Origin of the sequence: Streptomyces pratensis, from assembly GCF_016804005.1 — a bacterium.
Lineage (GTDB): Bacteria > Actinomycetota > Actinomycetes > Streptomycetales > Streptomycetaceae > Streptomyces > Streptomyces pratensis_A.
The window spans coordinates 6841290-6854010 of sequence record NZ_CP051486.1 but is presented as its reverse complement, the minus strand read 5'-3'; the positions used below and the strand labels follow the sequence as shown (position 1 = coordinate 6854010).

The window sequence follows — 12721 nt, the reverse complement described above, 5'->3', positions numbered from 1 at the left end:
AGCCTCCCGGGGATACCTGACATCCGCCGTCAGGTATGCGTGACGGTCACTCGACCGGTGCCGCCGCCTTCGCCTTCCGGCTGCGGGCGTCGCGCACCAGCGAGATGCCCACGACCAGGGCGGCGACCAGCAGGGAGAGCAGCACCTGCTCGCGCCCGGCGTCGTCGGTCAGCATGTAGACGAGGACGAAGGAGATCATCGCGATCGTCGCCCAGGTCAGGTACGGGAAGAGCCACATCCGTACGACGAGCTTCTCGGGCGACTCACGCAGGATGATGCCGCGCATCCGCAGCTGGGTGAAGCAGATCACCAGCCACACGAACAGGGCGACCGCGCCGGAGGAGTTCAGCAGGAACGCGAACACCGTGTCGGGCCACTGGTAGTTGAAGAACACGGCCACGAAGCCGAACACGACGGACGAGAGGATCGCCGCCCGCGGTACGCCCCGCTTGTTCACCGTGGCGAACGCCTTGGGCGCGTCTCCCCGCTGTCCGAGCGAGAAGGCCATGCGCGAGGCCGTGTAGAGGCCGGAGTTGAGACAGGAGAGCACGGCCGTCAGCACGATGACGTCCATGACCTGGCCGGCGTGCGGGATGCCGATGACGTTGAGCGCCGCGACGTACGAACCGTCCTCGACGATCGAGGGGTCGTTCCACGGCAGCAGGGTGAGGACGACGAAGATCGAGCCCAGGTAGAAGATGGCGATACGCCAGATCACGCTGTTGGTCGCCTTGGAGACGGCGCGCCGCGGGTCCTCGGACTCACCGGCCGCCAGCGTCACGATCTCGCTGCCCATGAAGGAGAACACGACCATCAGCACACCCGTGAGGATGGCTCCCGGCCCCTCGGGGAAGAACCCGCCGGTGTCCGTGAGGTGGGCGAGGCCGGACCCCGCGTTGTCCGAACCCGGCAGGATGCCGAAGACGGCGAGCAGGCCGACGACGACGAACGCGCCGATGGCCACGACCTTGATCCCGGCGAACCAGAACTCGAACTCGCCGTACGAGCCGACGGAGACCAGGTTGGTCGCCGTCAGCACCACCATGACGATCAGGGCCCACGCCCACTGCGGTACGCCGGGGACCCAGCTCTCCAGGATCTTGGCACCCGCCGTGGCCTCGACGGCGAGCACCACGACCCAGAAGAACCAGTACAGCCAGCCGATGGAGAAGCCGGCCCAGCGGCCCAGTGCCTGGTCGGCGTAAGCGGAGAAGGAGCCGGAGCTCGGCCGGGCGACGGCCATCTCGCCGAGCATCCGCATGACGAAGACGACCATCAGGCCGACCAGCGCGTACGACAGGAGAATGGCCGGTCCCGCGGCGGCGATGCCGGCGCCGGAGCCGACGAAGAGGCCCGCTCCAATCACACCGCCGATGGCGATCATCGAGAGATGACGGTTCTTGAGACCGGCCTGGAGCCCGTCAGGGGAGTCCGGCTTACCCGGCTCGCCGGGCTGTTGGCCCGGCCCAGCCAGAGTCGTCTGCGACGTCATGGATCGAATCCTTACGTTTTCTGATCACGTGTGTCGGTGTCGCCTCGCTGGGGTGGTGCGAAGGCAAGGCCACGCATTCAAGCCCGATCGACGCCGGAAGCGGAACCCCCTCATCCGGTTCCTTGACCCGATCGTTGCCCGAGTGGCATTGCGCACAGCCCCGGCTCCCGACCTGACCCCCCGGGAAGGCCTTGTGGCTCCCGACCCCGCTGACGGTTACCCCGCCCCGTCCGTGCCACACTTCGCACCATGCGCGTGTACCTCGGCTCCGACCATGCCGGTTTCGAACTGAAGAACCACCTCGTCGAGTGGCTCACGGCCCATGGCCACGAGGCCGTCGACTGTGGTCCCCACATCTACGACGCCCAGGACGACTACCCGCCGTTCTGCCTCCGCGCCGCCGAACGGACGGCCGCGGACAAGGACAGCCTCGGCATCGTCATCGGCGGCTCGGGCAACGGCGAGCAGATCGCCGCTAACAAGGTCAAGGGCGTCCGCGCCGCGCTCGCCTGGAGCGAGCAGACCGCCGCGCTCGGCCGCGAGCACAACGACGCCAACGTGGTGGCCATCGGCGGACGGATGCACACGGTGGAGGAGTCCACCAAGTTCGTCGAGATCTTCCTGGCCACCCCCTACTCGGGCGAGGAGCGCCACACCCGCCGCATCGAGATGCTCTCGGCGTACGAGAACACCGGCGAGCTCCCCCGATCCCGGCCCACCACCCCCAGCAGGGCTGAACGCCCCACCACCCGCAGCAGGGCTGAACGCCCCCGCACCCGCTTCCCCTGTGCCGCCGGGCCCGTACCCGGCGGCACAAGCGCGTCACCAGGAGACATGCCGTGCCCGAGGGGCATACGATCCACCGCCTCGCCGCCGACCACCAGGAGCGCTTCGCGGGCCGCCCGGTGAGCGTGAGCAGCCCCCAGGGCAAGTTCTCCGACAGCGCGGCGCTGCTGGACGGCCGGACCTTCACCGGTGTCGACGCCCACGGCAAGCACCTCTTCCTGGGCTTCGAGGGCTCGGTCTGGGTCCACATCCACCTCGGCCTCTTCGGGAAGCTCGGCTTCGGTACGGTTCCGGCGCCGCCGCCCACCGACACGGTCCGGCTGCGCCTGCTCAACGACGCCCACCACGCCGATCTGCGCGGCCCCACCACCTGCGCCCTGATCACGGGCCCCGAGAAGCGCGCTATACACGACCGGCTCGGCCCGGACCCGCTGCGCGCCGACGAGGACGGCGAGCGGGCCTGGCAGCGGATCTCCCGCAGCCGCGTCACGGTCGCCGCCCTGCTTATGGACCAGAAGGTCGTCGCAGGCGTCGGCAACGTCTACCGCGCCGAGGTCCTCTTCCGCCACGGCATCGACCCGTACCGCCCGGGCAGGGACCTCACGCGGGGCGAGTGGGACGCCGTCTGGGCCGACCTCGGCGTCCTGATGCGTGAGGGCGTGCGGAACAACCGCATCGACACCGTCCGCCCGGAGCACCTGCCCGAGGTCATGGGCAGGCCCCCGAGGGTCGACGACCACGGCGGCGAGGTGTACGTCTACCGCCGGGCCAGGCAGGCCTGCCACATCTGCGGCACCGAGATCCGCACGGCGGACCTGGCGGCCCGTAACCTCTTCTGGTGTCCGGCCTGCCAGCCGTCCGTGGCGGGCCGCTAGCGGCGCCAGGGGCCGCCCGGCCTCAGAAACCGTGCGGGCACCAGGGCTGCACGTCCGAGGAGAACGCCGGCGCGGCCCCGGCCAGCGCGCCGACCCGGAGCTCCCTCACCAGCCCGGCAGCGGCCAGGGTCGTCAGCGACACACCGCCCAAGTACGCGGCTCCCAGGTCGGATACGGACAGAGCCAGTTCCGGCTCGTCGTCCGTCCGCCGGCAGACAGCAGCACCCTTCGAGTCGGCGGTCAGCCGCCAACGCCCCGCGTTCCACGGGCAGAAGGTGTCCTCCACCTCCAGCACCACGTCGACCGGGGTCCTGTAGGTCCGGGCCTCCAGCGCACGGCCCAGCTCGACGAGCCGTACGTACAGCCCGTCCCGCTGCCGCACCTCGCAGCGCCGGACGTCGGAGACCATCCGCAGCACGGCGTCGTCCACCGGCCGGTTGCGGCACTCGACCACCGACGTGAGGTCTATCCCGAACACGAAGCGCCACAGCGCCGCGTAGGAGGCCGGGTCCAGCGCCGCCAGGTCACGGACCGCAACCGTGCCACGGGGACCGGCGTCGTCCCAGGCGGGCCTCAGGTGGAACGTGGCGTACCCCGTCACCTCGCCGTCCCGCTCCGCGAGGACGCACTGGAGCGGGGAGCCGCCCTTCCTCGCGCTCTCCGGGTCGCTCACGGCCATCCGCTCCCAGCCGGGCCGGCGCACAGGGGTGCCGGGCCGGGCCTCCGCCAGTCGCGCGTACACCGCCTCGCACGCGTCGAGCGCCGTCACCGGGGACGACCGGCGCACGCGCACCCCGTCCGTGCCCGGGGGCAGCGCGAGGCGGACCTGGGAGGTGTCGATCCGCAGGTTCGTCTCCGTCGTCGCCGCTCCGTAACCGAACCTGCCGTAGATGCCGGGCTCCGAAGCCAGCAGGACCGCGAGCGGCTCGCCCCATGATCGGACGTCGTCCAGCTGGCGCCGCATCATCGACGTCAGCAGTCCCTGCCTGCGGTGCGTCGCCGCGACGCTCACCATGGTGACCCCCGCGGCCGGTACGGCGGCACCTCCGGGCACCGTCAGCCGGAAGCTGTAGGAACCGGCCGTCCCCACGCAGTCCGCGCCGTCCCAGTGGCCCAGCGCGCGCCGGGGCTCGATCAGCGCGGCATACAGCTCGCGGCTCTCCGGGGCGATGGGGACGCCGCCGAACGCCAGCTCCGGACAACCGAGCCAGGCGTCCCATTCCGATGCGGACAACACCCGCGGTTCCGTGGTCATGAAGCACTCCTTACCAGGGCCGCACCACCTGGGCGACCCTGTTTCGAACACATTGTCACCGGGTCCCCCTGCACCGGAGGCCGCCGGGTGGATAAGGTCCCGACAATGGCCCGTCGCAGAGGAGCAGACACCTACCCCGCCCGGTGGCGAAGATCAGCCCACCGGGCGCGTATCGCGCTGCGCAGGTCCGGAGTCGACTACTTCCGTGGTGACGGCTCCGACTGGATAGCCCTGGCCGGTCTGCTGATCATCATTCCGGTGATCACCTGCGTCACCCTGATCAACCCGGTCTGGTGCTCACCGACCGCCCTGGCGCTGCCGATCGTCGCGGGTGGCCTGCTGCTGCGGCCGGCCAGCCTGCTGAGTCTCTACGCGACCGCGGCCGCAGCCCTGATCGTGGAGTCCATCGCCCTCGGCCCCTACGCGGAAGGGCCGGCCCGGGTCACGCCGGGCACCGTCCTGGTCGTCGCGGCCTGCGGCTTCTTCGGGCTGGTCCTCGCCCAGTTCCGGGCCAGGGTCGGGGTGCCGTGGCGGCGCGGCGGCACCATGCTCTTCGACCTGCGCGAGCGGATCCGGGTCCAGAGCGCCCTGCCTCGGCTGCCCGAGGGATGGCACCGCGAGATGGCGCTCCGCCCGGCGGGCGGCCAGTCCTTCTCCGGCGACTTCGTCGTCGCCGCCCGTACCAACGGCGGGCGCACCCTGGAAGTCGTGCTCACCGATGTCTCCGGCAAGGGCATGGACGCGGGTTCCCGAGCCCTGCTGCTCTCCGGAGCCTTCGGCGGACTCCTGGGCTCCCTGCCGCCGCACGCCTTCCTGCCCGCCGCCAACGGCTATCTGCTGCGCCAGGACTGGGACGAGGGCTTCGCCACCTCCATCCACCTGGTCCTCGACCTGGAGTCCGGCGACTACGAACTCCTCTCGGCAGGACATCCCCCCGCGCTCCAGTTGCACGCAGGCAGCGGACGGTGGGAGGAGATGGCCGCCGAGGGTCCCCTGCTCGGTGTGTACGACGGGGCGGAGTTCGACGCGGTGAAGGGCTCGCTGGCGCCCGGCGACGTCCTGATGCTCTTCACGGACGGTCTGGTCGAGGCGTCCGACCGGGACATCGCCGACGGCATCGACAGGCTGACCGGTGAGGCCGACCGCTACGTCGCGACGGGCTTCGAGGGCGCGGCCTGGCATCTGATCGAGGCCTGCGCGAAGGACGTCAACGACGACCGCGCGCTCCTGCTGCTGTCACGTCGCGGCTGAACCGTGCGGAAGCGGTTGAAACGGTACAGGCGTCAAGCGGGCAGGTCGCCCGTCACCCGAACGTGAAGTTGTTCCGCGTCGGCCGTTCGTGGCCGCGCATTCCGCGTCTGCCCGTGTCGGCCGTTCCCGTGCCGGCCGTTCCGCGTTCGTCATTCAAGCTGCGTCATCCCGGGTGCGTCATCCCGGGTGCGGCGGACACAGTCCCCGCACCCGGGTCCTCCGCAGCTCAGACCGGGACCGCCTCTTTCTCGGTCTCCTTGTCCCGCGTGCGTCCTCCGGGCAGGATCCGGGCGAGCCAGTGCGAGCGGCCGGCCGCCAGCGGTGACAGGACCGCGAGCACGAGCACGTACCCGGCGATGAACGGGGAGAGCCGTTCGTCCAGGCCCGCCGCCGCCGCCATCGTGGCGAGGATGAGTGCGAACTCACCGCGCGCCAGCAGGGTGGTGGAGACGTTCGCCGTGGCCTTCGGGCCGAAGGCGTAGATCTTGGCCGTGGCCATCCCGGCGAAGACGTTCATCGCCACCGTCACGGCGACGGCCGCCAGAACGGGCCACAGCACGCTCGGCAGGTCGCCGGGGTTGATGGACAGTCCGAAGGCGAAGAAGAAGATCGCGCCGAACGCGTCCCGCAGGGGATGCACCAGCTTCAGGATGCGCCCACCCGAGGTGGTGCTGCCCAGCATCAGACCGACCATGAACGCGCCGATCGCGTCGGCGACCCCGAACCACTCCGAGACCCCGGCCACGAAGACGGCGACACCGAGGAAGGAGATGACGAGGAGCTCGTCGTCCTTGGTGTTCATCAGCTTGCCTATGAGCTTCGTGCCGAACCGGGCCGCCAGGGCGAGCAGCAGCAGGAAGCCGAATGCCTTGCCCCCGTCGAGCACGGCTGCCCCGAGGCTGTCCGCACCGGACAGGATCGGCTGGAGTGCGGCCAGGTAGAGGGCGAGGAAGACGTCCTCGACGACGATGATGCCGAGGATCGGCCGAGTCTCCGGATTACCGATCCGGTTGAGGTCCACCAGGACCTTCGTGACGATGGCCGACGACGAGATGCCGAGCACACCCGCCAGCACCAAGGCCTCCGAGGTGCCCCAGCCCAGCGCGAAGCCGAAGCCGAGACCCGCGCCGACGTTCAGGGCGAGATAGGTGCCGCCGGCGAGCGCCATCTTGCGCCCGCCCGTCTTCAGGTCGTCCAGGTGGAACTCGAGGCCGAGGTAGAAGAGCAGGAGCACCAGACCGAGCGCGGAGAGCATCTCCAGGTCATGCGGGTCGTCGAGGAGGACGACCCCGGGGGTGTACGGGCCGAGCAGGATCCCGGCGAGAATGAACAGGGGGATGGTCGGCAGCCCGATGCGGCCGCCGACGCGGGCGAGGACGGCGGCGGCGAGGAAGGCGCCCCCCATGGCGATGAGCGTGTCTGCGTGTCCGATGAGCCTGTCTCCTTCAATCGGTCAAGGGCGCGTCAAGGATTCGTCAGTAATTAGTTTACCGAACGATTCGGGGTGCCCTTGTGGATCCGGCGAAGAGCCGCTGTGCCCGGCGTACAGTCGGCCCATGCCGAACCCGTGTCTGACCCTGTCCCAGGTGGAAGCGATCGCCCGCGAGGCCCATCGCGGGCAGACCGACAAGGCGGGGCGGCCCTATGCCGGGCATCTGGCCGCGGTGGCCGAAGGCGTGAGGAGCCGGGGCGGCGACGAGGGGCAGATCGCGGCCGCCTGGCTGCACGACGCGGTCGAGGACGGCGTCCTGTCCCGGCAGTGGCTGGACGAGGCACCGCTGCCCCGGCGGGTGAAAGAAATGGTCCTCGCCGTCACCAAGCGGGACGGCGAGGACCTTTACGCGTACACCGGGCGGATTCTCGCCACGCCCGGAGCGCTGCTGATCAAGGAGGCGGATCTGGCGCACAACGCGGACCCGGACCGGCTCGCGATCCTGGAGCCGGCGACGCGTACCCGGCTGACCGAGAAGTATGCGCAGGTGCGCGGCCTGTTGGGGCTCGACGGTGGTGCCGGCCCCTTCGAACGGCGGGATCAAGCCAACCCCGCCGCGGGCTGACGGACCGCCCGGACCGGCCCCCGCGTGAGGGGGCCGATCCGGACAGGCTCAGCGCTTCGCGGGGCTCCGGCGGAAGGCCCAGTTCATGTCGGGCTCGGTCGCGAAGCGCAGCACGCGCCGGACCGGAGGGGTGCACAGCAGGGTCACGGCGACGGCCGCGACGAGGGAGACGACGACGAGCCCCACGGGCCCCGTGAGCCACTCGTAGCGGTCGAACAGGCCGTAGTAGCCGGCTCCCTTCACCAGGAAGCCGTGCAGCAGGTAGCCGCAGATGGTCCCCGCGCCCAGCACGGTGAACCACATGTGGCGGCGCGGCACCCAGGCGAGGAACGCGATCGTGAGCAGCAGCGAGCAGCCGAACATCGCCAGGGTCATCACGGGCCCCGCCCACCACTGGAAGTCCATCTCCTGGGCGCTGTTGCTGCGGTAGAACCAGCCGAGCTGCATGCGCGGCGCCGCCCAGTAGGCGAACACCAGGGCCCCGGCGACCAACGGCAGGGCGAGCATCCGGACCTCGCGCCGCCGGATCAGCTGGAAGTGCTCCGGCTTCATCAGCAGGCCGAGCACGAAGAACGGCAGGAGCTGGCAGACGCGTTGCAGGTCGAGGTCGTCCGTGATGCCGGGAGTCACCGAGGCGAGCGCGGCGATGGCGAGGGCGACCGGCAGCGGGTGGCGCAGTGACTGCCACAGCGGCGTGGTGACCCGCCAGATGAACAGGGCGATCAGGAACCAGGTGAGGAACAGCGGGTCGAGCAGGGTGATGGACGTGTCGCCGGCACCGCCCGCGTACCTCTTGAAGAGCGAATACGCCGTCTCGAAGAGCACGTAGGGCACCACGACCCCGGTGACGAGGCGCTTCACCTTGCCCGAGCTCATGTCGAACGACCGCGAGAAGTACCCGGAGACGAGGATGAACGCCGGCATGTGGAACGTGTACACGATCATGTACAGCGCCCGCGTCGCGCGGCTGCCGTCCATCACCGGCTCCCACGCGTGCGCCACGGCGACGAGCACGATGGCGAGGTACTTCACATTGTCGAAGTACGCGTCACGGCGCTTGGCCGGTGCGGGTGCCCCGGTACGGGCCGGAGCCGCCGCAGAGGCGGGGGAGGACGCTCCCGGAGCCGTCAGGGTCTGCTCGCGTCTCGGCTCCGACTCCCGGCTCTCCGGGGTGATCGGGGCCCTCTGAATTTCGCTCGGAGCTTGGGACATCTCATGCACCTTAGACCCGTCCATCGGTATGCGTAAAACTCTCAATAGATATCGCGCATTCCCTGTCATTCGAAAGCGAAACCACCGACAGCCGACCGTTACGTGGTGATTCATCCCCCTTAAATGGTGCATATCGGTGGGTGGTTGGCGAGAGTGAATTTCGTCGCATGAACGCCTGGCAAAACGCCGTGAATGAAGTGTGGGGATATGGAAACGATCACACCGATCGATATTCGAACTGTCCTGCGCACAGCGGGCGCACAGTTTTCCCTCGCGGCCGGTGCTGCCCCCGCAGGGCGCCGCACGCGCGCGATTGCACCGGGTCGCCGGCGGGCATGAGGATGGCGCGATCCGGCCATCTCTCCCCGTCACCCGGCAGCATCCCCAGGGGAGTTGGTGGCACGATGGTCGCGACGGTGGCGTGCTGGGCCGCACACCACCGGGCCGGCAAGGCGGACCGACCAAGGGTGTGATCAGTCGTGGCCATTTCACTGTCTGTGGTGCTTCTGCTGGGGATCGTCCTGGTGGTGTTCATCCGCGGTGGATCCCTCAAGGGCGGGCCGGCGGTCGTCGCCGTGCTCTTCGGCTTCTTCCTGGCGTCGACGGGCATGGCGCCCTCGATCAACAGATTCATGAACTCGATAGCCGACACGATCAACCAGATCAGTTTCTGAGGCGGCGCGGCAGGACCCGGCCCGGCAGACGACCGCCGGCCGGGCCGAAGGCATGCGGTGGGCGAGGGGGCGCAGGCGCGAAGGAGGGCGCCGCACACGCGGAACAACCGCACACGCGGAACAACCGCACACGCGGAACCCGGTCCGGAAGGCCGCCCCCGAGGGTCCGGGGCCGCTTACCCCAGAGGTCATCGACCCCGGTGCGCGGGCGTGCCATGCTCCCGGTCGACGGAGCTCAGCCGACCGGAAGGACATCATGCCCGCCTATGCCATAGCCCACCTGCAGGAGGCCGCCCCGCACCCGGAGATCGCCGAGTACGTCGAGCGGCTCCCCGCCACCTTCGAGGCGCACGGCGGGCGCTTCCTCGTCCACGTCACGCCGCACGAGGTGAAAGAGGGCAGCTGGCCCGGACACGTCGTGCTGATCGGCTTCCCCGGGATCGCCGAGGCCCGGGCCTGGTGGGACTCGCCCGCGTACCGGGAGATCGCGCCACTGCGCTCGCGGCACATCGAGGGCGACATCATCCTGGTCGAGGGCGTTCCCGAGGGCTACGACCCGGCCGCCACGGCGAAGGCGATGCGGGACGCCCTGCCTCCCGCCTAGCGCCGGACGGGCGGCGCGGCGGACGGACGGCCGCGCGCCCGGAGCTCCTCGGTCCATGATCTGTGCCACACGCGTGCGGGGAGTTCACGGGAAACACGTGGGCCGGGCGGGAACCCCTCCGCCCCGCCTCCAGCCGTCGAGCCGGTCACCTCGGGTGATGTGGCCGTGGAGCCGCCCGCCCGGGCGGTTCCGGTGGGCCATGACGGTCTGCGCGCCCGGGGAGCCGGCCTGCGTGACGCAGTCGTCGAAGAGGCCGGTGCCGGTGGTCCTCGTGTGGAGGGCGCGGCTCGCCGGCTCCTCGGTCACCATCCGGCGAACGCGGCCCGACGGCGCCCGGGGCCGCCCGGAAGCGAGATCCCCGACCGGCCGGGCACGGGCGGCGGCGTGAAGGCCGGAAACGCGTCAGGGCCAGGCCGGAGGACGAACCTCTGACCTGGCCCTGAGCCGTTGGAGCGGGCGACGGGAATCGAACCCGCGTAGCTAGTTTGGAAGACTAGGGCTCTACCATTGAGCTACGCCCGCAAGCGCCGCATCGCAGGTCCGGTGGACCGCGGTACGGACAGCATCGTAGCGGGTCGGGGAAGGTGTGCGCACACCCGTATCGGCGTGCCCCCGTGACGGGCTCGGCGACGGCCTGTGCAAAGCGGCCGACGCGGTGCTCGTCTGCATGTACCCTACGTGTCGCACCGACGGGGTGTGGCGCAGCTTGGTAGCGCGTCCGCTTTGGGAGCGGAAGGTCGTCGGTTCGAATCCGGCCACCCCGACCACCGGCAAGATCGCATTGTGGGAGTCCTCCACCTTGCCGTTACTATGCAAATTGCGTGCCCGTGTGTCTGATGTACCGGGCTCGATCCGCGAAGCCGCCTCTCGGCGGCCCAGCAGAACCCCAAGAAGTCAGCCACCAAGGAGACCGAACCGTGAAGAGCGCCGTGGAGACCCTGAACCCGACTCGGGTTCGGCTCAGCATCGAGGTGCCCTTCGAGGAGCTCAAGGACAGCCTCGACGCGGCGTACAAGAAGATCAACCAGCAGGTCACGGTGAAGGGCTTCCGTAAGGGCAAGATCCCGAACCGCGTCATCGACCAGCGGTTCGGCCGTGGTGCTGTTCTGGAGGAGGCCGTCAACGACGCCCTTCCGAAGTTCTACACCGAGGCTGTCAACGAGGGTGAGCTCAACGTTCTGGGCCAGCCCGAGGTTGACATCACCGAGCTCAAGGACGGCGAACTGCTGGCCTTCACCGCCGAGGTGGATGTCCGTCCCGAGATCGAGATTCCGGACTACTCCGGCATCGAGGTCACCGTGGACGCACTCGAAGTCACCGACGAAGAGGTCGAGAAGGCCGTGGAGCAGCTCCGCGAGCGCTTCGCGTCGACCAACCCGGTCGAGCGTGCCGCCGCCGAGGGCGACGTCGTGACGATCGACCTCGAGGCCAAGGTCGACGGAGAGGTCCTCGAGGACGGCGTGGCCGCGGGTGTCTCGTACACCATCGGTTCCGGCGAGCTCCTCGAAGGCATCGACGAGGCCGTGACCGGCCTGGAGGCCGGTGGCGAGGCCACCTTCACCTCCGAGCTGAAGGGCGGCTCCGCCGAGGGCAAGGAAGCGGAGGTCACCGTCAAGGTCACCGCCGTCGCCTCCCGCGAACTGCCCGAGCTGGACGACGACTTCGCGCAGATGGCGAGCGAGTTCGACACGCTCGCCGAGCTGCGCGAGGACAGCCGCAAGCGCCTTGAGAACACCAAGCAGTACGACCAGGCCACCCAGGCCCAGGAGCGTGTCCTCGAGGAGCTGCTGAAGCTGGCCGAGGTCCCGATCCCCGAGAAGCTCCTCGCGGACGAGGTCCAGACCCGCAAGCACAACCTCGAGCACCACCAGCTCGGCCAGATGGGTCTCGACCTGGAGAAGTACCTCGAGATCCAGGGCAAGACCCTGGAGGAGTTCGAGAACGAGACCTCCGAGCAGGCCGTCAAGGGCATCAAGACCCAGTTCATCCTTGACGAGCTCGTCAACAAGGAGAAGCTGAACGTCAACCAGGAGGAGCTCACCGAGCACCTCATGCGGCGTGCGGCCTCCTCCGGTATGAGCCCCGACCAGTTCGCCCAGGCCGTCGTCGAAGGCGGCCAGGTGCCGATGCTCGTCGGCGAGGTCGCCCGCGGCAAGGCGCTCGCCGTCGTCGTCGAGGCCGCCAAGGTCACCGACACCAACGGTGAGGTCGTCGAGCTCGAGGACGACGAGGACGCCGTGGAAGAGGCAACCGAGACGGTCGAGGCCGCCGAGGGCACCACCGAGTCGGCCGACGAGAAGAAGGACGAGAAGAACGAGGCCTGAGCCTCGCTCCGACTGTTGATCTGATCCGCGCGGCGGGCCCCGGACGTATCTCGTCCGGGGCCCGTCGCCGTATCGGTGCCCGAGCCCCGGTGAGGTACCCGGGAACCCTTGTGCGGACTGCTTACCTTGCGCTCCCAGCGAACAGTTGGGGAAGCGGGATGGCGTTGTCCCACCTGCGCGTTAGGGTCCAT

The 12721-nt window shown here is 69.6% G+C and carries 11 protein-coding genes, 2 tRNA genes and 1 pseudogene; 8 read left to right on the top strand and 6 right to left on the bottom strand.

The features are described from left to right. Positions 1–46 precede the first annotated feature (46 nt). Complete coding sequence (locus tag HED23_RS28655; RefSeq protein ID WP_203186249.1) at positions 47–1492, bottom strand: amino acid permease; 1446 nt, start codon at positions 1490–1492, stop codon at positions 47–49. Positions 1493–1741: 249 nt separating this feature from the next. Here HED23_RS28655 and HED23_RS28650 point away from each other — a divergent pair. After that, positions 1742–2229: pseudogene (locus tag HED23_RS28650) on the top strand (ribose-5-phosphate isomerase). A gap of 102 nt (positions 2230–2331) precedes the next feature. Continuing rightward, a complete protein-coding gene (locus HED23_RS28645) occupies positions 2332–3153 on the top strand; it encodes an Fpg/Nei family DNA glycosylase (protein ID WP_203186248.1) in 822 nt (273 codons plus the stop codon). A gap of 22 nt (positions 3154–3175) precedes the next feature. Here the strand turns inward: HED23_RS28645 and HED23_RS28640 are convergent, their stop codons facing one another. Further along, complete coding sequence (locus tag HED23_RS28640; protein ID WP_203186247.1) at positions 3176–4408, bottom strand: GNAT family N-acetyltransferase; 1233 nt, start codon at positions 4406–4408, stop codon at positions 3176–3178. Between the two features lie 105 nt (positions 4409–4513). On the opposite strand from HED23_RS28640, the gene HED23_RS28635 reads away from it, so the two are divergent. Continuing rightward, a complete protein-coding gene (locus HED23_RS28635) occupies positions 4514–5659 on the top strand; it encodes a PP2C family protein-serine/threonine phosphatase (protein WP_203186246.1) in 1146 nt (381 codons plus the stop codon). 226 nt (positions 5660–5885) lie between these two features. On the opposite strand, the gene HED23_RS28630 is transcribed toward HED23_RS28635, so the two are convergent. After that, on the bottom strand, positions 5886–7064 hold the full coding sequence (locus HED23_RS28630) for a cation:proton antiporter (RefSeq protein ID WP_203186245.1): 1179 nt from the start codon (positions 7062–7064) through the stop codon (positions 5886–5888). 151 nt (positions 7065–7215) lie between these two features. Between HED23_RS28630 and HED23_RS28625 the strand changes: the two genes are divergently transcribed. Next, on the top strand, positions 7216–7716 hold the full coding sequence (locus HED23_RS28625) for an HD domain-containing protein (RefSeq protein WP_203186244.1): 501 nt from the start codon (positions 7216–7218) through the stop codon (positions 7714–7716). 48 nt (positions 7717–7764) lie between these two features. Here HED23_RS28625 and HED23_RS28620 read toward each other — a convergent pair whose 3' ends face one another. After that, entirely contained in the window at positions 7765–8928 is a 1164-nt protein-coding gene (locus tag HED23_RS28620; RefSeq protein ID WP_203186243.1) for an acyltransferase family protein, read from the bottom strand. Between the two features lie 479 nt (positions 8929–9407). Here HED23_RS28620 and HED23_RS28615 point away from each other — a divergent pair, with 479 nt between their 5' ends. Further along, positions 9408–9602: a hypothetical protein gene (locus HED23_RS28615; RefSeq protein ID WP_069172794.1), complete on the top strand. Its 195-nt coding sequence runs from the start codon at positions 9408–9410 to the stop codon at positions 9600–9602. 256 nt (positions 9603–9858) lie between these two features. After that, positions 9859–10206 (top strand): DUF1330 domain-containing protein, encoded by a 348-nt coding sequence (locus HED23_RS28610; RefSeq protein WP_203186242.1) that lies wholly within the window; start codon positions 9859–9861, stop codon positions 10204–10206. 84 nt (positions 10207–10290) lie between these two features. Here the strand turns inward: HED23_RS28610 and HED23_RS28605 are convergent, their stop codons facing one another. Then, positions 10291–10515, bottom strand: a complete 225-nt coding sequence (locus HED23_RS28605) for a hypothetical protein (protein WP_203186241.1) — start codon at positions 10513–10515, stop codon at positions 10291–10293. A 139-nt stretch (positions 10516–10654) separates the two neighbouring features. Continuing rightward, positions 10655–10728 (bottom strand) — tRNA-Gly (locus tag HED23_RS28600). Between the two features lie 168 nt (positions 10729–10896). On the opposite strand from HED23_RS28600, the gene HED23_RS28595 reads away from it, so the two are divergent. Beyond that, positions 10897–10973: transfer RNA gene (locus HED23_RS28595), tRNA-Pro, on the top strand. 150 nt (positions 10974–11123) lie between these two features. Then, positions 11124–12530 (top strand): trigger factor, encoded by a 1407-nt coding sequence (tig, locus tag HED23_RS28590; protein ID WP_203186240.1) that lies wholly within the window; start codon positions 11124–11126, stop codon positions 12528–12530. Positions 12531–12721: the final 191 nt, after the last annotated feature.